The sequence below is a fragment of the Mycobacterium sp. genome, assembly GCF_019247635.1.
GTDB lineage: Bacteria > Actinomycetota > Actinomycetes > Mycobacteriales > Mycobacteriaceae > Mycobacterium.
Genome location: NZ_JAFBAR010000036.1, coordinates 1 through 20170 on the forward strand (window position 1 = coordinate 1; position 20170 = coordinate 20170).

The following is a 20170-nucleotide window of genomic DNA, read 5'->3' on the forward strand; positions in this document are numbered from 1 at the left end:
GCATCGGGCGGTCGTAGTTGGTGGTGATCGCGACCGATTGCTCGCCGGCCTGGACGAGTTGGCCACCGATGAGGTTTTATCGGCCGTCCGGGGCGCGGCGGTGCCGGCAGGCAAGACCGTCTTCGTTTTCCCCGGCCAAGGCTCCCAATCGCTGGGCATGGGAAGGGAATTGCACGCCGCATACCCGGTATTCGCCGAGGCGTTCGACGCCGTCGTGAGCGAATTGGACCGCCATCTGCTGCGGCCACTGCGCCAAGTGATGTGGGGTGACGATGAAAGCGTCTTGAACACCACCGAATTCGCGCAACCCGCCCTGTTCGCGGTGGAGGTGGCACTGTTCAGGCTGCTGCAATCCTGGGGCGTGCGACCCGATTTCGTGCTGGGTCACTCGGTCGGCGAGCTCTCCGCGGCGCACGTCGCCGGGGTCCTGTCGCTGGAGAACGCCGCGGTGCTGGTCGCCGCCCGCGGTCGGTTCATGCAGGCCCTGCCTGGCGGCGGGGCGATGATCGCGTTGCAGGCCAGCGAAGAAGAAGTGCGGCCCTTACTTGACCCTGAGGTCGACATCGCCGCGGTGAACGGTCCTGCCGCCGTGGTTATTTCGGGCGCCGAGACCGCTGTGGTCGCGCTGGCCGATCGTTTCCGCACCGATGGCCGTCGCGTGCATCGACTGGCGGTCTCGCACGCCTTCCACTCTCCGCTGATGGACCCAATGATCGACGAATTCGGCACGGTCGCCGCCGGACTCGCGATCGGCCAGCCCGCTATCCCGATCATTTCGAACGTGACTGGGCAACTGGCCGGGGACGACTTCGCTTCTGCGGCCTACTGGAAGCGCCACGTCCGCGAAGCCGTGCGTTTCGCCGACAGTGTCCGCGTCGCACAGTCATCCGGCGCGACCCGCTTCCTGGAAGTCGGCCCCGCCGGCCTCACCGCGGCGATCGAAGAGTCGCTGGAAGACGCGGCGCCGATCACGATGTCCACGCTACGCAAGGACCGTTCGGAGCCCGAGACGCTGGTGAACGCGGTCGCGCGGGCCTACGTAGCCGGCGCGAGCGTGGACTGGCGTGCCGTCTCGGGAGCGGCCAACTTCGTGGAGTTGCCGACATACCCGTTCGAACGACGGCGGTTCTGGCTTGCCGATGGCGGCTCGGCCGCGAACCGGGCCGGGATCGCCGGCCTGGGCCTGCAGGACAGCGAACACGCGCTGCTGGGCGCCGTGGTGGAGCTGCCCGCCTCGGGTGGCGTGGTGTTGACGGGTCGGCTTTCGCCCAGCACGCAGGGATGGTTGGCCGATCATGCCGTCGGCGGTGTGACGATATTTCCTGGCGCCGGGTTTGTGGAGTTGGCGGTCCGGGCCGGTGACGAAGTGGGTTGCTCGGTGGTCGACGAGTTGACGTTGGCGGCGCCGCTAGTCCTGCCGGGGTCCGGCTCGGTCACGGTCCAGGTGGTCGTCGACGGTCCGGACGAATCGAATAACCGTGCCGTGTCGGTGTATTCGCGTTCCGCCGATGGTTCGGACTGGGTTGTGCACGCCGAGGGCATGCTCGGCGCCGGGTCGGTGCAACCCGTCGCGGATTTGTCGGCCTGGCCGCCGCCGGGCGCGGTGCCCGTGGAGGTTGCCGACGGCTACGACCGGTTGGCTGAACGCGGCTACGGGTACGGGCCCGCGTTCCGGGGACTGACCGCAATGTGGCGTCGCGGTGACGAGGTGTTCGCGGAGGTGGCGTTGCCGGCTGACACCGGAGTATCGGTGACCGGATTCGGGGTCCATCCGGTGTTGCTGGATGCGGCGCTGCACGCGGTCGTGTTGAGCTCCGATAGCGCCGAACTCGCCAAAGGTGCCGTGCTGGTGCCGTTCTCGTGGCAGGGCGTCTCGTTGCACGCGGCGGGGGCAGCGGCGGTGCGCGCTCGGATCGTACCGGCGGATACCGCCTCTAGCTCGAAGGCTGTCTCGAAAGCCATGTCGATTGAGCTGGCCGACACGTTGGGCCTGCCCGTGCTGTCGATCGCCTCTATGGTGGCCCGACCGGTGACCGACCAGCAGCTGCTGGCGGCGGTGTCGGGATCGGGCCCGGACCGGCTGTTCGAGGTGGTGTGGTCGGCCCAGCCGGCGCCGGTCGCGGAGCCCGTGACGGTAGAGCACTGGCGCACGGCGCAACTGGACGCCGGCGAAAACGAACCCGCGGCCGTGGTGTTCGAATCGGCGCGCCAGGTCGGCCATGCGTTGGCCGGCGTGTACGCGGCCACCGGCGCGGCGCTGGAGGTGTTGCAGGCTTGGCTGGCCCGCGACCGGGCCGGGACACTGGTCGTGCTGACCCGCGGCGCGATGGCGCTGCCGGGCGAGGACGTCACCGATCTGGCCGGTGCCGCGGTGTGGGGGTTGGTGCGCTCGGCGCAGACCGAGCAGCCCGGCCGGGTCGTCTTAGTGGATTCCGATGTGCCGCTTGATGATACGGCTGTCGCCGCGGTTCTGGCAGCCGGCGAACCGCAGGTGTTGCTGCGCGGTGGAACGCTGTACACCGCGCGGGTGCATGGCAGCCGCGCGGTCGGTGGCGTGCTGGTGCCACCGACCGATGGACCGTGGCGGTTGGGCATCAGCAGCGCGGGCACCTTCGAGAACCTGCGGCTGGAGCCCGTCCCCGACGCCGACTCGCCGCTGGCGTCGGGGCAGGTTCGGGTCGCGTTGTCGGCGATCGCCGCGAACTTCCGCGACGTGATGATCGCGCTGGGTCTGTATCCCGAGGATGCGGTCATGGGCATCGAGGCCGTTGGTGTTGCCCTGGAAAGCGCCGAAACGGACGATGAGCGTTTCACGGTTGGCGACCGAGTCATGGGACTGTTCCCCGAGGGCACTGGAACGGTCGCCACCACCGATGCGCGACTGCTGGTCAAGGTGCCTGCCGGATGGTCACCCACGGCGGCGGCCACCGCGTCGGTCGTCTTCGCCACGGCCTACTACGCGCTGACCGATCTGGCCAACATGCGGCCCGGTCAGCGGGTGCTGGTGCACGCCGCCGCCGGCGGGGTGGGCATGGCGGCCGTGCAGCTGGCCCGGCACTGGGGCCTCGAGGTGTTCGCTACCGCCAGCAAGGGCAAGTGGGACACCTTGCGGGCCATGGGTTTTGACGATGACCACATCGCGGATTCGCGGAGCTTGGAGTTCGAGGAGAAGTTCCGGGTAATCAGCGGCGGCCGTGGGATGGATGTGGTGCTGGACTCGCTGGCCGGCGAATTCGTCGATGCCTCACTGCGTTTGGTCGCCCCGGGCGGTGTGTTCCTGGAGATGGGCAAGACCGACATCCGCGATGACGGCATAGTCGCCGGGCAACACCCGGGCGTACGTTACCGTGCCTTCGACCTCTTCGAGGCCGGACCTGACCGGATCCGGCAGATCCTCACCGAGCTGGCCGCGTTGTTCGATCAAGACGTGCTGCGGCCGTTGCCGGTGACGACGTTTGACATCCGTCGCGCGCCGGCGGCCCTGCGGTATCTGAGCCAGGCGCGCCACGTCGGCAAGGTCGTGATGACCCTTCCCGATGCGTGGGCATCGGGCACCGTGTTGATCACCGGCGGGACCGGCATGGTGGGCTCGGCCGCGGCACGGCATCTGGTGCAGCGCCACGGAGCGCGCAACGTGGTGTTGCTTTCTCGGCGCGGTCCGGATGCGCCGGGCGCCGCGGAGCTGGTGGCCGAATTGGGCGCCGCCGGCGCGCAGGCACAGGTGGTGGCCTGTGACGCGGCGGATCGCGCGGCGCTGGCCAAGGTGATCGCCGATATCCCGGTGCGCCATCCGCTTTCGGCGGTGATTCATGTCGCGGGCGTGCTCGACGACGCGGTGGTGACGTCGCTGACCTCGGAGCGGATGGACGCCGTGCTGCGTGCCAAGGTGGACGCGGCGTGGAACCTGCATGAGCTGACCCAGGATCTGGAGGTGTCGGCGTTCGTCATGTTCTCGTCGATGGCCGGGTTGGTAGGTTCTTCGGGCCAGGCCAACTACGCGGCGGCGAACTCCTTCCTGGACGCGCTGGCCGCCCACCGGCGCGCGCACGGGTTGCCGGCGATCTCGCTGGGGTGGGGGCTGTGGGATCAGGCCAGCGCGATGACCGGCGGACTGGCCACGGCCGATTTCGCGCGCTTCGCCCGGGACGGCATCGTGGCGATGTCGTCGGAGGAAGCACTCGGATTGCTCGACACCGCAATGATTGTCGACGAGCCGTTCATGGTCCCGGCCCGTATCGACCTCAAAGCCCTGCGCGTCAAGTTCGACGGCGGGACGCTGCCCCCGATGTTCGTCGACTTGATCAACGCCCCGGCCCGGCGCCAGGTGGACGACTCACTCGCGGCGGCAAAGTCGAAATCGGCTCTGCTGCAACGTCTTGAGGGTCTCACGGTGGACGAGCAGCATGAGGTTCTGCTGGATCTGGTGCGCGGACACATCGCCACGGTACTCGGCAACACCACGCCGGAGGCCATCGACCCGGACCGGGCGTTCCAGGAGTTGGGCTTCGACTCGCTGACCGCTGTCGAAATGCGCAACCGGCTCAAAGCGGCCACCGGTCTGGCGTTGTCACCGACGCTGATTTTCGACTATCCCAACTCCGCCGCGCTGGCCGGCTACTTCCACGCGGAACTGGTCGGAATCTCCGGGCAGGAAACGCAAGCGGCGGCGCCCGGGGAAGCCGAACTGCAACGCGTGGTCGCCTCCATTCCGGTCAAGCGCCTTCGGCAGGCCGGGGTGTTGGACCTGTTGCTCACGCTGGCCCAGGAGGACAACAGCGAGCAGCGCGCCGGTCATGAGGCGGTATCGCCGAGCGGCGGGAAAGACATCGCGGAAATGGACCTCGACGACCTGCTCAACGCGGCGTTCATGAACGATGACGAATAGGCGCTGAGCCAGTGAGGATCGCGGTCACCGGCGCCGGCGGAGTGCTCGGCCGCGGCCTGACCGCCCGGCTGCTCAGCCAGGGCCACGAGGTTATAGGTATCGCCCGGCACCGGCCTGAAAGCTTGCCGAGCGCGGCCGATTTCGTGGCATCGGATATTCGCGATGCGGCCGCGGTCCGGCACGCCGTCGCCGGCGCGGAGGTCGTCGTGCATTGTGCGTGGGCGCGCTCTCCCGGCCCCGACGACCAGATCAGCCACCAGGTCAACATCGAGGGCACGGCCAACGTCTTGGACGCTCTGGCCGAAACCGGTTCCAGGCGAATCGTTTTCGCATCCTCGGCCTACGCCTATGACCCGACGACCACCGAAGGGCTACACAAGGCTCGTGTCGAGGAGATGCTCGCGAACTCCGGTGCGCACTGGATCGCGATCCGCGCCGCGCTCAATATGGGTCGCGGCGTGGACAACTGGGTGCGTCGGATACTGGCGCTGCCGGCGTTTCCCGCCCGATCGGCGGACCGCCCGCTACAAGTGGTCCATACCGACGACGCGCTGCGGCTCTTCACCCGAGCCATCCTGGACGCCGGAATCGAAAGTGGCCCCGTCGACCTCGCAGCCGCAGGTAGATTGACGCTGCGCCAGATCGCCGAAGCGCTCGGGCGGCCCGTCCTCCCCGCGCTGTCCGTACTGCGGTCACGCACCGTCACCGAACTGGAATCGCTGCACAACGCGCCACCGCTGGATACCTCGCGGCTGCGCGACGAGTGGGGATTGCGACTCGCGTGGACTGCCGACGAGTGTCTGGAAGACTTCACCCTGGCCGTGCGCGGTCGAGTCGCAGTGGGTAAGCGGGTGGTCTCGTTGCCGTGGCGGCTGGCCACGATCCAGGACCTACCCGCCGTCGACGCGCCGGCCGAAGACGGACTGGTCCCCATACCTGCTGGCCCGCAAGGAGTTAACGGAGAGTTCGACACCCCGATCGATCCGCGTTTCCCGACCTTCCTGGCCACCAACTTATCCGAGGCGCTGCCCGGCCCGTTCTCGCCGTCGTCGGCCTCGGTGACCGTGCGCGGCCTGCGTGCCGCGGGGGTGGCCATCGCGGAGCGGCTGCGCCCCGGCGGGATGGTGCAACGGGAAATCGCCCGGCGGACCGTCGCCGTGTTCGCGCACCGGCTCTACGGGGCGATCACGTCGGCGCACTTCATGGCCGAAACCGTACCGTTCGCCAAGCCGTCGGCCATCGTCCGCAACAGCGGGTATTTCGGCCCGAGCATGGCCTCGCTGCCGGTGTTCGGCGAGCAGCGCCCGCCGTCGCAATCCGGCCGCGCCCGACGGCAATTGCGGACCGTCCGCAACATCGGTGTGTTCGGCGTCAACCTGCTGGGGCTGAGCGCGGCCTCGCCTCTCGACACCCGCGACTTTCTGGCCGACGTCGATCGCCTGGAACGTATGGCCGGCAGCGACTTCGCCGAACTGGATGATCGCCGGTTGCTCAGCCTGATCTCGTTGGCGCGCGACCACGTGGTGCACGGCTGGGTATTGGCCGGCGCCGGGTCGTTCATGCTGTGTGCCGCGTTCAACGTGTTGCTGCGTGGCTTGTGCGGACGGGACACCTCGACGCCGGCGGGCCCGGACCTGGTCAGCGCGCGCTCGGTCGAGGCGGTGCAACGGTTGGTGCTAGCGGCACAACGCGATCCGAACGTGCTGCGGCTGCTGGCCGAACCGGGGGAGCGCCTGGACAAGCTTGCCGTCGACGCGCCGGAGTTCCATGCCGCGGTGTCGGCAGAACTTGCGCTCATCGGTCACCGTGGCCCCGCGGAGGTCGAGATGCTGTCGACCAGCTACGCCGATGACCCCGAGTTGCTGGTACGAATGGTCGCCAAAGCGTTGAACGGGCCGCCCGCCACCCAGCCATCCTACCCGGCAATTCCGTTGCGCGCCAAGCCCGTTGCCCTGCTCTCCGCACGCCAGCTGCGTGACCGGGAAGTGCGTCGCGACAAAATGGTGCGTGCCATCTGGGTGCTGCGCGGCCTGCTGCGTGAATACGGGCGCCGGCTGAGCGACTCCGGCGTCGTGACCTCCGCCGACGACATCTTTTACCTGCTCGTCGATGAACTCGATGCGCTCCCGACGGACGTCGCGGGTCTGGTGGCGCGGCGCCGGTCCGAACAGCGCAGGCTGGTTGCCGTCGTTCCGCCCGCGGTGTTCAGCGGAAGCTGGGAGCCGGTCAGCGTGGCGACCTCCGCGCTTCGCGGTGGCGACACGCTGCGTGGCGTTGGAGTGTGCGGTGGCCGCGTTCGCGGCCGGGTGCGCATCGTGCGACCGGAGACGATCGACGACCTGCAGCCCGGCGAGATTCTGGTCGCCGAGGTCACCGATGTCGGTTACACCGCGGCCTTCTGCTACGCCGCGGCCGTGGTGACCGAACTCGGCGGCCCGATGTCGCACGCCGCCGTGGTGGCTCGCGAGTTCGGTTTTCCGTGCGTGGTCGATGTCGCGGGGGCCACCCGGTTGTTGCCGCCGGGATCGCTCGTCGAGGTCGACGGGACGACGGGCGAGATTCAGGTGCTTGAACCGGCCCCCGAACAGGACCCGTCGTTACCGGCGGGCGACGCCAACCCGAACGTGTCCTAGCCGCGCCGTCCATTGAACGACCCGGTACGGCCCGGTCAGGGGTGCGGCGCCACGTGCTGTTGGGCCGCCTGACGAGCGAGCCTTTCGTTGTGAATCTTGACGAGTTCGCGGAACCCGAGCCGGTGGTACTTCGGTATCGGCTGGATGCCCCACACGTCCTGGGCGGTCGTTTTCCCTTCGGCGCCCTCCGGCGGTCCCAGCGGCGGGTACGGGTACTTGCACTCCAAGGTGTCGTTGGAATACCTGATCTTCAGCAGCTCGCTGCAGATTTCAGTGAGACTCAGCGTGGGGTACCCGTAGTAGACCGCCATGAAGGGCAAGGTGAACGCACCCTCGATCACCAGTGCCACCAGGCACACCAGGACGGCCCGCTTGATCCATTTATGCATTCGCGCGTAGTACGGGGTGGTTCCGGGCTCCAGTTCTGAAGCCAGACCCTTCTCCTCGGCCGGTGGCGTCGCGGTCATGGCAATGCTCCTTAAACCTGCTTAGTCGGTAAAGATTTCGCGATTGACGGTGTGCAGATAGGGGATGGCAAGGAAGGGCGTGATGTAAAAGATGTCGTAGAGCCACCAGCCGATGACCGGAAACACGACACCGGCGTATCGCACGTCGGCGAACATGGTCATGTTGAACACATAGGCGGACCAGATGACCACGCCCATCCAGCAGGTGATCACCAGCCACTGCTGACCCCAGCGCTTCATCTGCAAAAACCCAATGGCCGCGGCCACCCGCATGGAGAACACGGTGAGAATCAAACCCGCCACGTAGGCCTTCTCGCCCGGCCCCGCCGCGCCGCCAACCCAAAGCTCGTTGTAGTGCCAGAAATAGCCGGCATCGAACATGTTTCCCCACCCGACCATCAGCACACGGTTGATCAACGTGTGGTTGGCCACCAGGTCCAGGGCCCAGCCTAGGCTGTTGAGCATTCCGTCGATCAGGACCAGGTAACCGATCAGGGTCACGATCATCGGCCGGACGGACAAGCCGGCGCGCAGGGCTTGGCGCTGTAACCACACGCCCCGCATGAATACCGGAAAGCCGATCAGACCGGGGGCCCACATGCCCATCAAGGCGGCGCCGACGATCATCCACTTGTCGGCACGGCGCTGCGCTTCGCGGGATTCGTCGTCGTGATCCGCAAGGCGGACCGACCCGTCGGGGTTGGCTGGGGCGCCTTGCGAATTGCGGTTAAGCATGGGCCGGTTCACAAATCCCACCACCCGCGCGCGAACGACATGTACAGCTGGATTCCGAACATCACCAGCAGGTAGCCATAGATGAAGATTTGGAAGACGATGAGTGCCCTCTTTCGCTTCCGTTCTTTGAGATCCATCTCAATCGACTCCTTCTTAGCTGAGCGCGCTTGACGTGTTGGTGGTTGCCAGGCTGGCCGCCGCGACTTCACGGAGACCATCGGTGATCGCTCCGTCAGTGCTTAGCGGCGCGAGTATGCAAGCATCGGCCGCCTCCAATTCGGTTGCGCCGGCGGCAATCAACTGCGCGGCACTGACCAACACCCGCGTCGACGGTGGCTCGAAATGAAAGGCTTGGTCCGCGGTGCGGATCGCCACCGCGCACCCGACGAGCCGGCGGGCCGTGGCCGTCGGTACCCCGGCTTCCGCGACGATCACTTCGGCCTCGCGATCGGGTGGCAGATACGTCATGCCGAGCGTGACGAACCGCTGGCGGAACGACGGTTTGAGCTCCTTGAGCGAACTGCGATACGCCGGGTTGTAGGAGCACACCAGCATGAATGTGTCCGGCGCTTTCACGACCTCGCCGGCCCGGTCCAAGTAGAGCGATCGGCGGTGATCGGTGAGCGAATGCAGGATGGCCAACGAATCGTGGCGGGCTTCGACGACTTCATCGAGGTAACAGATCGCGCCGGCTTTAACGGCCCGGGTCAGCGGGCCGTCGGTCCAGATCACGTCGCCGCCGGTCACCATGAACCGGCCGACCAGGTCGGAGCTGGTGAGATCGTCGTGGCAGCTGATGGTGACCACGGGCCGCCGCAACAGCAGTCCCATGTGTTCGACGAACCGTGTTTTGCCACACCCGGTCGGCCCGGTGAGCATCACGGGCATGCGTTGGCGGGAGGCCTGCTCGAAGAGCTGGACCTCGTTGCCATTTGCGAAATAGGTATCCGTCGTCATCTCTTCCTCGGAGGGGCAGTTACGCGGCGACCAGTTCACGATGGACATGGGCCAGCACTCGGGGAAGCTCCTCCACGTGCCGGATCCGTTGCGAGCGCCGAGGCCCGAACACCTCCGGAAGAGGATCGACCCGGGCAGGCCCAACGCCGACGTAATACATCGAGACGCCCGCGTCGTTGGCCTCCTCGACCGCGTGCGCGGCATCCGCCCAGGCGTAACGGCCCTCGTAACCTTCATCCGAGATCAGGCCGTCACCGATGGTGATCAGGAGCCGCCGCTCGGAGGCCTGCGCCAGGAGTCGGCTCGTCAAATGGCGTAGCGGCGCACCGAGTCTCGTGTATCCGCGGGTGGCCAGCCCTAGGCCGCTGGGCGGCACGAAACGCCGGTCTGCAAAGTCCTTCAGGCAGTGGACTTCGACCCGGTGACGGGTGTTGCCGGTGAAGACAAAGACGCCATGACGCTCGCGCGCAAGCGTCATGGCGCGGGAAAGCGCGTCGGCACAAGCCAACTCCAGCCGAAAGATTCTCCCGCCGTGCACCCCGAGCGACGAACTGCCATCGAGAAGTAGGGCCGTCGTGACGTCGCGGCTATGGGGCAGCAAGTCACGGAACATCCTCGGCTCCATGGCCTCGCCGGTCGTCAGATCGATGTAGTGGCGCACGTACTGGTCGACGTCGAGGTCCGAGCCGTCCTCGAGCCGGTTTGTCATCGCACGATGGGTGTGCTCTTCGAACCACTTGCGCACATCGACCGTCACCGGTACCGGGCGGCGAAGGCGCTGAGCGTCGGCGCGCTGCTCAAGCTCCACAATGGCAACGTGGTCGCGCATGAATTGCTTTGTCCACATGTTCCATTCGGGATAGGGGATGCCGGGTCGGTGTTCGGGAGTGAAGTAGTCATCGCTGTCTTGTGGGCGGCTCGGTGGCGGCAGGTTGGAGTTCCGGACCCCCCCGTCACCGCCGGCGGGGACGGAGTACGGCCGGGGGATACGCTTTTGCGTTGTGGTCCAAGGCATCCTGCCAAAGGTGCGCCGAAACCTGTCCGGCAGTCCCTGCGGCTTCGTGTAGGCCAGTGGCAAGGTGCCCAGCAGTGGATGAAGGGTCAGTGACCGCTTGGTGACTGCCAACGCAATTGCGCGCTTGAGCATTTCGGGAGCCGCCATGTCGCCGGCTTCGATTGGGACGTCCGGTAGGCGCCGTCTTACCTCAGGTAGCAGCCCCGGCCACCGCGACGCTATCCAGCCGATCGCCACGCCAGCTTCGACCAGCCTCAGCGCGCGCAGCTCACGAGCGGACAGCTCGTTCAGCCGATATTCGGTGATGTGCTCTTTTGAGGGCGAGCACTGCAGGGCCACACCGCATGTCAGGGTTCTGCGCAACCAATCGCACGGCGCGGGGTAGGGGACGTGTACGAACGTGAGCTCCCCGCTCAGACCGAAGGCGCGCCGGTCACCCGTGACGAGCCGAACGCCGTCGCGGCGTTGCTCACTGAGCGCAACCGCCGTCACGCCGCAACTTCGTTCGAGGGCCATGGCCTGCGCATCCGGCTGCCTAGCCATGGGCCGGCTCCCACACGTCCTCGTGGCCCCGCGCATCGCTCAAAACGTGCCGATGTTGGAGAAGAGCCAATACCAGAACCAGATGATCAGGCCGGTGCCACCCCAAGCGGCGACATAGCGCAGGATCTCCCATAAATAACCCACAATCTGACCTCCTCCGAGATGCGTTGACAGGCAATTGGTCGGTGAATTCGGTGCTGATGGTCATCGTGTCGCTCAGTCGGTGAAGAGTTCGCGATTGACGGTGTGCAAGTAGGGGATTGCGAGGAAGGGGGTGATGTAGAAGATGTCATAGAGCCACCAGCCGACGACAGGCAACACGACGCCGGCGAAGCGTACGTCGGCGAACATGGTCATGTTGAATACATAGCCGATCCAGATCACCACGCCCATCCAGCAGGTGATGACCATCCACTGCTGGCCCCAGCGTTTCATCTGCAGGAAACCTATGGCGGCGGCGATGCGCATCGTGAAGACGGTCAGGATGAGACCCACTTCCCAGCCCTTTTCGCCCGGTCCCGCCGCGCCGCCGACCCACAGTTCGTTGTAGTGCCAGAAGTAGCCCGCGTCGAACATGTTGCCCCAGCCGTTGAGCAGCACTCGGGCCAGCAGGGTGTGGTTTGCCACCAGGTCAAGCGCCCAGCCCACGGTGTTGATGGCGGCGTCGATGATGACCAGATAGCCGAGCAAAGTGACCAGCATCGGCCGGACCGAGAGGCCGACCCGTTGTGCCCGGCGCAGCAACCGTACCCCCCAGAGGAACAGCGGCAGCCCGAAGATGCCCAGTGCGGCGGTGCCGATGAGAAGACTGCCCGAGATCAGCCACCGGTCGGCCTGGCGCTGCGTAAGCCTCGATCGTTCCAGGTGCTCGTCGAAGGTCAGCCCCGGTTGGTTCGAACCGCTGACCCCGTCGGGTGCACCGGCGCCGCCAGCGGTGCGCTGCAGCCTGGGCAGGTCCACACAATCCTCCCGCATCGGGCCTGTTGCTGACTGTAGTCAGCATAGCGCCGACCGACGGCCGCCGTAAGTGCACCGCCCAAATTGGTGTTCGCCATCTTGTGGGTAACCTTACTGACGAAAGTCAGCTAATCACAGGTTGAGTCAGGGTCGCATGCTGCGTAACGTCCGCCCCACGTAGTCGTCGACCAGATCCTGGCCGGTCGGCCAGTGGTTGGTGGTGACCAGGAGGGCGTAAAGACCCAGCAGGAAGAACACCGCGCTGTTCATGGGATTGACTTGTGGGTCAGTCTCGCCGCGCTCTTGGGCCAGCGCGATCTCCTGGGCAACCAAGACGACCAAGGGATGATCGCGGCCGTCTTCGGTTTGCGGCCGGGTTTGGGAAAAGTGCAGCGCGAGAAAGTCATTGAAGAGTAGATAGCCGAGTCGACGCTCCAACCCAACCACCAGACGGACGGCCTCGTGCAAGGCGGAGCTGAGATCGTGCTTGTGCTTCAGGAATTGCGCGAACTGCTTGGCTATGCGGTCCTCTTCGCGGCGCTCCAGCTCGAGCAGGACATGCTCCTTGGTCGGAAAGTGGAAGAAGAAGGTTCCGTGGGCGACGCCCGCGGCAGCCACAATGGTGCTGACGTCGGCCTCGGCGATCCCGGTTCTGGCGAATTCCGCGATCGCGGCGCCCATTAATCGTTCCCTGGTCTGCAGGCGCTTTGCCGCACGCGCCGACAGCCCGTCCGTTACCGCCATTTCTTCCTCACGCTGACCTGACTCATCAAGGAGCTCGCGGACTAACTGAACCAGTATGGCGTGTCCACGCCAGAAGTGCATGCATACTTGGGATCCTGCGCCCGGCTCTGCACCCGTCAGTCCGAGAGCGCAACATTTGGGTGACTATAGTCAAGCAGCGTGCTTCTGGTTTCAAAGCCGACGCTGGCCAACCATCCCCTAATCGCTTACAGCGGCCAGCTATTCGGCTCGGACGCGTAATGGAGGGCGGCGGCCGGGGGCAACGGCTGCCGTTCGTTCGTCGATATCGCGTCGACGATGAGGGCGACGTAGCGTCGCCAGCCGGCGCTGTCGGCATCCATCGTGGACAACACGCTATAGAGCATCACGATCAGTCGAGGCAAGTCATCGGCGACCAGGTCCGCGCGAATCCGGCCGGCTCGTTGACCTTCGCGGGCGAGTTCCTCGAGCGCCTCGTCGAGTGAAACCGAGATGTCGGACGTGAGCGTGCCGGCCCGTTGCGCTGCGATCAGCAGGTTGTGTTCGCGGGCCCCCAGCGATATCGCGGTTTCAATCAAATGGGTGACACCGAGAAGCGGGTCATCGTTGCGGCGAGCCTGCTCGATGGCCGGCGTGAGATCCTCGGCGATGGTTTGATCCAGGGCGGCCCGGACCAGATCGCCTTTTGTCGGAAACCTGCGGTAGAGCGTTCGCTCGCCGACTTTGGCGCGGCGCGCGACGGCCTCGACCGGGGCATCGGGCCCCAACTCGCCATAGACATCGCGCGTGGCGCGCAGGATGCGCTCGACGTTACGTGCCGCATCGGCACGCAACGGGCGGTCCTCCACCGCGGTCATTGTGACAGCTTAACTGACAGTTGACTGCCACAATGCCTCGCTCTACGCTCTACAACTGGCAGGCAACTGACACTTAATCGGAAACGCTGGTCATGTCAATATCTTTCGAGACTCCCGAATCCCGCTCTGATGCTGATCCGCCCGTGCTGCCCATCCCGCGGGCCGCGCACTGCCCGCTTGCGCCGCCGCACGAGTTCGTGGATTGGCGCGAACAACCCGGCCTGCGACGGGCGATGTTCCAGGGCAACCCGATCTGGGTGGTCAGCCGTTACCGGGACATCAGAGCCGCGCTGGTTGATCCCCGCCTGTCCGCCAAAACCATTCCGGACGCCATCATGCCGAAGGACGCCGACAACCAGGTCCCAGTGATGTTCGCGCGGACCGACGATCCCGAACATCATCGGCTGCGGCGCATGATGACCGGCAATTTCACCTTCCGGCGCTGCGAATCGACGCGACCGCAAATTCAGGAAGTGGTCGACCACTACCTTGGGCAGATGATCGACGGCGGGCCCCCCGCCGACTTGGTACGCGAATTCGCCTTACCGGTGCCGTCATTGGTGATCGCACTGCTGCTGGGGGTGCCGCCCGAAGACCTCGGACTCTTCCAGTACCACACCACCGTGGGCTTGGACCAGAGGTCCACCGATCAAGAGAAGGGCCAGGCCTTTGGGGCGATGTATGCCTACATCGAGGAATTGGTGCAGCGTAAAGAACGCGAACCCGGCGACGACCTGATCAGCCATCTCGTCACCGATTACGTGGCGACGGGCCAACTCGACCACGCCACCACGGCAATGAACTGCGTGATCATGATGCAGGCCGGCCACGAAACCACCGCGAACATGATCTCGCTGGGAACGGTTGCGCTGCTGGAACATCCCGATGTGTTCAAGCGGCTCGGCCAAACCTGCGAACCCATCGTCATCGCGAATGTCGTCGAAGAGCTGATGCGCTACCTCAGCATCGTGCACAGCCAGGTCGATCGGGTGGCGACCGAGGATCTCACCATTGGCGGCCAACTGATCCGCGCCGGGGAGTTCGTCATGATGAATTTGCCCGCCGGGAACTGGGACCCCGACTTCGTCGACCAACCCGAAGCCTTCGATGCTGGCCGAAACACCCATGGGCATTTGGGTTTCGGTTACGGGGTGCACCAGTGCATCGGAGCGAACCTGGCCCGCGTCGAAATGCAGGTTGCGTTCGCCACCCTGGCTCGCCGCCTCCCCGGACTGCAACTGGCGGTAGCACGCGAGGAATTGAGCTTCAAACACGCCAACATCTATGGCATGAAAGAACTTCCGGTCAGCTGGTGACGATGTCCCCTCCGCGAGCGTGCGCAAAATGCCAGCCCTAGCGGCGTGTCACCGTACAGACACGCACGCTCGGCGGTAAGCGGCGTGGGGCTTAGCAGCTGAAGGCCGTGCCGACGCCGTCCGGCGGCGGCACCGACTGCAGGCAGCCGTACGGCTCGATGCCGGTGGCGCTGAACTTGGCCGCGGACTGGTGGGCGTAGTTCACGCAGAACAACCCCGCTTGGTCCGCGCGGCACCGGTACTCGTCGAACGACAGGGTGTCCCCGTTGGCCAGGTCGGGGCCGTTGCCGTTGACGAACGGTCCGGGATCCGCACGCGCCGACCCGACCTGCAGGTGAACGCCGTCGAAATCGACCCAGCCGGCTTTCCATTCGCCGTACGCTGTCTCGGGCCGGGCCGGTGGATTGGTGAGATCGACCAGGCAGGCCAGAGCGCTGCCGGTGTGCTTGACGTCGGTCATGCAGTTGGGCTTGCCCCCTGGCGCGGCGAACGCGATGTCCGCGCCGAGTTGGGTGGTGACGCCCTCGCGCGTGGCGCTGTGATATCGGCCCGGATCGGCGGCGTGACCTGCCTCGATCCAGGCGATGACGTCGGAGATCGGCGCACCGCTGCCCGGCGGCGTCGACGCCGCCGGCGGTTTGCTCCCGGACGGGCTGGTCGGTGACACCGCCGAAGTTCCCGAGGTCGCCGGCGTGGAGGTCTGGGTCTGCGGCGAGCCGCCGTTGACCGGGTGTGTGCACCCCGCAACCAGCAACGTGAGGGCGACCAACGCGGCGATCCGCATCCCGTCAGGCTAACCGCCACGCGCCCAATTTAGGCGCTGAGCGCGCCGTATGCGGGTCGAGTCGGATACCGTCGGATGATGCACGACCGCACCGTCCGGGTACGCACCGCTGCCGGGATCGTCGAAGGTTTCACCCGCGACGGCGTGAACCGGTGGCGATCCATCCCGTATGCCCGGCCCCCGGTGGGACCGCTGAGATTCCACGCGCCGCAACCCGCCCAGCCCTGGTCGGGCGTGCGGCACTGCCACGGCTTCGCCAATTGCGCACCTCAGCTACGCCGTTACACCATGCTCGGCGTCTCGGGCTTCGGCGGCAGATACCAGCCCATGAGCGAGGACTGCCTGACCCTCAACGTCGTCACACCCGAAACCGCCGCCGCCGAACCGCTGCCGGTGATGGTCTTCATTCATGGCGGCGGCTACTTCCTGGGCAGCTCGGCGACACCGCTGTACGACGGTGCCGCCCTGGCGCGGCGCGGCTGCGTGTACGTGTCGGTCAACTACCGGCTGGGCGCGCTGGGATGTCTGGACCTCTCGTCGCTGTCGACGCCCGAGATCACCATCGATAGCAATCTGTACCTGCGCGACCTGGTGCTGGCGCTGCAGTGGGTCCACGACAACATCGCCGAATTCGGCGGTGACCCGGCCAACGTAACCATCTTCGGCGAGAGCGCGGGTGCGTGCATCACCGCCTCGTTGTTGGCGGTGCCTGCCGCCGAAGGTCTGTTCGCCCGGGCGATTTCGGAGAGTCCCGCGTCGGGTCTGGTGCGGTCGAAAGAGGTCGCCACCGAATTCGCGAGTCGTTTTGCAAACCTGCTGGGTGCCCGTAACCGGGACGCCGCGACTGCGCTGATGCAGGCTCGGGCAGCTGAAATTGTGGAGATCCAACACCGCCTGATCGAGCAGGGGATGCAGAAACGGTTGGGCGCCTTCCCGATCGGTCCGGTAGTCGGTGACGACATGCTGCCGATGGACCCCGTCGAGGCGATGCGGTGCGGTCAGGCGCATCGGGTGCCGCTGATCGTGGGAACCAACGCCGACGAGGGGCGATTGTTCACCCGTTTCCTGGCGATGCTGCCGACCAACGCGTCGATGGTCGAGGAACTGCTGGCCGACGCGGAACCCGATGCCCGCGAACGGATTACCGCGGCCTATCCCGGTTACCCGGCGTCGTCGGCCTGCATCCAGCTCGGCGGCGACTTCGCCTTCAGTTCGGCGGCTTGGCAGATCGCCGAGGCACACGGCGTCCATGCGCCCACCTATCTGTATCGCTACGACTACGCGCCGCGCGCGTTGCGATGGTCGGGTTTCGGAGCCACCCACGCAACCGAGTTGTTCGCCGTCTTCGACATCTACCGCACCAGGTTCGGCGCCTTGCTGACCGCCGCGGCCGATCGACGCCCCGCGCTGCGGGTGAGCGACGAGGTGCAACGACGCTGGCGAGCATTCAGCCGCACCGGCATTCCGGGTGCTGACTGGCCGGCCTACACCCGCGCGGACCGCGCCGTCATGGTCTTCGACCGCAAGTGCCGGATCGAGTTCGATCCGCATCCGGACCGCCGGATGGCCTGGGACGGCTTCTCCCTGGCACGCTAAACCCCATGGACTCCGACACTCAGCAGGGAATTGAGCGACCGAGCGATCTGACGGCCTCGTGGCTGGCCACGACATTGCATGCGGGCATCGCCGGTTTCACCGTCGAGCGGATCGGCACCGGCCAGATGAGCGAGTGCTATCGCGTCGACCTGAGCTATGCCGACTCGGCCGCCGGCGCGGCCGAGGGGCCGCAATCGGTGGTGCTCAAGGTCGCGGCGACCGATCCGGTGAGCCGGCAGACCGGGTCGGCGCTGGGCCTCTACGAGCGCGAGGTCCGCTTCTACCGAGACATCGCGCCGCGCCTCGGCGGACCCATAGCATCCTGCTACCACGCCGCCGTGGACACCACGACCGGGGTCTTCGACCTGCTCCTCGGCGACGCCGGTCCGGCCGTAGTTGGCGACGAAATCGCCGGCGCCACAACCGAACAAGCGAGGCTCGCGGTGCTCGAGCTGGGACGGCTGCACGGTCCGCTGCTGGGTGACGCGGCGCTGGCCGAAGCGCCGTGGCTCAATCGTGAGGCGCCGCTGAACCAGGCCATGATCGGCGTGTTGTACGCCGGCTTCATCGACCGATACGGCGACCAGATAGCAGCCCCGCACCGCGGGGTGTGCCAACGCCTGGTGGATTCGTTCGACGGCTATCTGGCCGCCGAGGCCGGCCAGTTGAAAGGCCTGATACACGGTGACTACCGCTTGGACAACATGTTGTTCGGCACCGCGGGAGCCGACCGGCCGCTGACCGTGGTCGATTGGCAGACCGTCTCCTGGGGCCCCGCGATGACCGACCTGGCGTACTTTCTGGGGTGCGCCCTTGCGGTCGAAGACCGTCGCGCACAGTACGACACGCTGCTGCGGGCCTACCACGACGCGCTGGGCCCCACGGCCCCGGTCACGCTCGCCGATGTCACCGAAGGGGTGCGGCGGCAAAGCTTCTTCGGTGTGATGATGGCGATCGTCTCGTCGATGCTGGTGGAACGCACCGAGCGGGGCGACCGGATGTTTTTGACGATGCTGCACCGGCACTGCGAGCACGTGCTGGACACCGACGCTTTGGCGACGTTGCCCGTCCCTGGACCCGGGTCAAGGCAGCCGGAACCGCTGAAGCCCGTTACCGAGGATGAACGCGCGCATACGGCCACCGAGGAACCGCTGTGGAGCGAGAGCTGGTACGCCGACTTCGCCGATCCGGCACAGGGTTTGGGTGGCTGGTTACGTCTCGGCTTGATCCCGAATCAGCCGACCGCCTGGTTCCACGCGCTGCTGTGCGGACCCGAGGTGCCCACCGTGGCGGTGCTGGACGTCGAAATCCCGTTACCCGCCGATCCCTGGGCGGTGCGCACCGACGACATCGAGTTCGCCCACTCGGCCAACGTCCCGCTGCAGACCTACCGCGTCGACCTGCACGCGCGAGGCCAGGCGTACTCGGACCCCGCTGCTCTGCTGCGGGGCGAACCCGGCACACCGGTCCGGATGGCGATGGACCTGACGTGGACCACCGACGGCACGCCATACCGGTACCGCCTGACTACGCGGTACGAAATCCCTTGTACCGTATCGGGTTCGGTCACCGTGAACGACACCAGCTACCGGTTCGACGCGGTTCCCGGTCAACGCGACCACTCCTGGGGTGTTCGCGACTGGTGGAGCATGGACTGGATCTGGAGTGCGCTGCACCTCGACGACGGCACGCACCTGCACGGTGTGAACATCCGGATCCCCGGTGTCCCCGGCTTCAGCATCGGCTACGCGCAGGACGGCGACGGCAACCTCACCGAACTGAACACGGTGAGCAGTCAGGAAGTGTTCGGCGACAACGGGTTACCGCTCAACTCAACGATCAACCTGCAGCCCGGCGACCTCACCGCCACCCTCGACGTGCGTGGAAACGCGCCGGTGCCCCTCGTTGCCGTCGACGGCCGGATGAGCCAATTCCCTCGCGCCTGGGTCACCGTCAGCACCACCGATGGCCGCGGCGGTGTCGGTTGGGTGGAATGGAATCGCAACCAGCTACTACAGTCCTGATGGCACCGTTGAGCACGCCTTGAGGACCTCGAGGACACCCACCGTCGTGATGGGTGTCACCGGTTCGGGCAAGTCGACGGTGGGCGCAGCACTCGCGCGACGGCTGCGGGTGCCGTTCCTGGATGCCGACGCCCTGCATCCGCCCGGCAACCTCGCGAAAATGGCTGCGGGCCAACCACTCAGCGACGACGACCGCTACCCGTGGCTGGAACGGGTCGGGGAGTGGCTGGCCGGTCATCGTGACGGCGGCGTGGTGAGTTGTTCGGCCCTCAAACGCGCATACCGGGACCAATTGCGTGCGCATTGCCCACGGGTCGAGTTCCTGCACCTGCGCGGCTCACCGGAGGTGATCGCTCGCCGACTGGGCGGCAGGTCCGGGCACTTCATGCCGGCCGCGCTGTTGGCGTCGCAATTGGACACCCTGGAACCGTTGGGTGACAACGAATCCGGGGTCAGCGTCGACGTCGATCAGGACGTTGCGGCCATCGTCGACGCCTTTCTCGCCAGAAGTCGTTAACGCCAGCGGCGCTTGGGCTTCCCGCCGGCCTCCGCGACGCGTTCGCGCGCGGCTTCCGCCAGCTCCCCGCCGCGTGCCGCCGCCACGTCGGCGAATTCCGCACCGCGCTCGCGGGCGGTGCTGGCGAGTTTCTCGCCACGCTTGCGCGCCTTCTTCGCCAG

General features: G+C 66.4%; 15 protein-coding genes. 6 read left to right on the plus strand and 9 right to left on the minus strand.

Annotated elements, in window-relative coordinates:
- Positions 1-4885, plus strand: a 4885-nt coding sequence (locus JO236_RS05685) for a type I polyketide synthase (RefSeq protein ID WP_293325927.1), incomplete at its 5' end; no start/stop codon positions are given.
- Positions 4886-4896: 11 nt separating this feature from the next.
- On the plus strand, positions 4897-7518 hold the full coding sequence (locus JO236_RS05690; RefSeq protein ID WP_293325929.1) for a sugar epimerase family protein: 2622 nt from the start codon (positions 4897-4899) through the stop codon (positions 7516-7518).
- A 35-nt stretch (positions 7519-7553) separates the two neighbouring features.
- On the opposite strand, the gene JO236_RS05695 is transcribed toward JO236_RS05690, so the two are convergent.
- The 8 genes from JO236_RS05695 to JO236_RS05730 all read right to left on the minus strand — a co-directional run bounded on the left by JO236_RS05695 (position 7554) and on the right by JO236_RS05730 (position 13772).
- Positions 7554-7985, minus strand: a complete 432-nt coding sequence (locus JO236_RS05695; protein ID WP_293325932.1) for a hypothetical protein — start codon at positions 7983-7985, stop codon at positions 7554-7556.
- Positions 7986-8006: 21 nt separating this feature from the next.
- Entirely contained in the window at positions 8007-8720 is a 714-nt protein-coding gene (locus JO236_RS05700) for a hypothetical protein (protein WP_293325953.1), read from the minus strand.
- 8 nt (positions 8721-8728) lie between these two features.
- Positions 8729-8857, minus strand: coding sequence for a hypothetical protein (locus tag JO236_RS05705; protein ID WP_293325935.1), 129 nt, complete (start codon positions 8855-8857; stop codon positions 8729-8731).
- Positions 8858-8873: 16 nt separating this feature from the next.
- Entirely contained in the window at positions 8874-9677 is an 804-nt protein-coding gene (locus tag JO236_RS05710; protein WP_293325956.1) for a CbbQ/NirQ/NorQ/GpvN family protein, read from the minus strand.
- A 19-nt stretch (positions 9678-9696) separates the two neighbouring features.
- Positions 9697-11235 (minus strand): nitric oxide reductase activation protein NorD, encoded by a 1539-nt coding sequence (locus JO236_RS05715; RefSeq protein ID WP_293325937.1) that lies wholly within the window; start codon positions 11233-11235, stop codon positions 9697-9699.
- A gap of 216 nt (positions 11236-11451) precedes the next feature.
- Positions 11452-12195, minus strand: coding sequence for a hypothetical protein (locus JO236_RS05720; protein WP_416362163.1), 744 nt, complete (start codon positions 12193-12195; stop codon positions 11452-11454).
- 141 nt (positions 12196-12336) lie between these two features.
- Positions 12337-12936 carry a TetR/AcrR family transcriptional regulator gene (locus JO236_RS05725; protein ID WP_293325961.1) on the minus strand — a complete coding sequence of 200 codons (600 nt, stop codon included), beginning with the start codon at positions 12934-12936 and terminating at the stop codon, positions 12337-12339.
- Between the two features lie 206 nt (positions 12937-13142).
- Complete coding sequence (locus JO236_RS05730) at positions 13143-13772, minus strand: TetR/AcrR family transcriptional regulator (RefSeq protein WP_293325939.1); 630 nt, start codon at positions 13770-13772, stop codon at positions 13143-13145.
- A 92-nt stretch (positions 13773-13864) separates the two neighbouring features.
- On the opposite strand from JO236_RS05730, the gene JO236_RS05735 reads away from it, so the two are divergent.
- On the plus strand, positions 13865-15088 hold the full coding sequence (locus JO236_RS05735) for a cytochrome P450 (protein WP_293325941.1): 1224 nt from the start codon (positions 13865-13867) through the stop codon (positions 15086-15088).
- Between the two features lie 91 nt (positions 15089-15179).
- On the opposite strand, the gene JO236_RS05740 is transcribed toward JO236_RS05735, so the two are convergent.
- A complete protein-coding gene (locus tag JO236_RS05740; RefSeq protein ID WP_293325944.1) occupies positions 15180-15872 on the minus strand; it encodes a hypothetical protein in 693 nt (230 codons plus the stop codon).
- A 78-nt stretch (positions 15873-15950) separates the two neighbouring features.
- On the opposite strand from JO236_RS05740, the gene JO236_RS05745 reads away from it, so the two are divergent.
- The 3 genes from JO236_RS05745 to JO236_RS05755 are packed head-to-tail and all read left to right on the plus strand — an operon-like array spanning position 15951 to position 20009.
- A complete protein-coding gene (locus JO236_RS05745; RefSeq protein ID WP_293325947.1) occupies positions 15951-17468 on the plus strand; it encodes a carboxylesterase/lipase family protein in 1518 nt (505 codons plus the stop codon).
- 5 nt (positions 17469-17473) lie between these two features.
- Positions 17474-19492 (plus strand): phosphotransferase, encoded by a 2019-nt coding sequence (locus JO236_RS05750; RefSeq protein ID WP_293325950.1) that lies wholly within the window; start codon positions 17474-17476, stop codon positions 19490-19492.
- Between the two features lie 49 nt (positions 19493-19541).
- A complete protein-coding gene (locus JO236_RS05755) occupies positions 19542-20009 on the plus strand; it encodes a gluconokinase (RefSeq protein WP_293325964.1) in 468 nt (155 codons plus the stop codon).
- The last annotated feature ends 161 nt before the right edge of the window (positions 20010-20170 follow it).

What these genes read in the sequence shown, in the direction of transcription:
- JO236_RS05695 (WP_293325932.1), bottom strand. Translation starts at nt 7,985, where the DNA reads ATGACCGCGACGCCACCGGCCGAGGAGAAGGGTCTGGCTTCAGAACTG.
- JO236_RS05700 (WP_293325953.1), bottom strand. Translation starts at nt 8,720, where the DNA reads ATGCTTAACCGCAATTCGCAAGGCGCCCCAGCCAACCCCGACGGGTCG.
- JO236_RS05705 (WP_293325935.1), bottom strand. Translation starts at nt 8,857, where the DNA reads ATGGATCTCAAAGAACGGAAGCGAAAGAGGGCACTCATCGTCTTCCAA.
- JO236_RS05710 (WP_293325956.1), bottom strand. Translation starts at nt 9,677, where the DNA reads ATGACGACGGATACCTATTTCGCAAATGGCAACGAGGTCCAGCTCTTC.
- JO236_RS05715 (WP_293325937.1), bottom strand. Translation starts at nt 11,235, where the DNA reads ATGGCTAGGCAGCCGGATGCGCAGGCCATGGCCCTCGAACGAAGTTGC.
- JO236_RS05725 (WP_293325961.1), bottom strand. Translation starts at nt 12,936, where the DNA reads ATGGCGGTAACGGACGGGCTGTCGGCGCGTGCGGCAAAGCGCCTGCAG.
- JO236_RS05730 (WP_293325939.1), bottom strand. Translation starts at nt 13,772, where the DNA reads ATGACCGCGGTGGAGGACCGCCCGTTGCGTGCCGATGCGGCACGTAAC.
- JO236_RS05735 (WP_293325941.1), top strand. Translation starts at nt 13,865, where the DNA reads ATGTCAATATCTTTCGAGACTCCCGAATCCCGCTCTGATGCTGATCCG.
- JO236_RS05740 (WP_293325944.1), bottom strand. Translation starts at nt 15,872, where the DNA reads ATGCGGATCGCCGCGTTGGTCGCCCTCACGTTGCTGGTTGCGGGGTGC.
- JO236_RS05745 (WP_293325947.1), top strand. Translation starts at nt 15,951, where the DNA reads ATGCACGACCGCACCGTCCGGGTACGCACCGCTGCCGGGATCGTCGAA.
- JO236_RS05750 (WP_293325950.1), top strand. Translation starts at nt 17,474, where the DNA reads ATGGACTCCGACACTCAGCAGGGAATTGAGCGACCGAGCGATCTGACG.
- JO236_RS05755 (WP_293325964.1), top strand. Translation starts at nt 19,542, where the DNA reads ATGGGTGTCACCGGTTCGGGCAAGTCGACGGTGGGCGCAGCACTCGCG.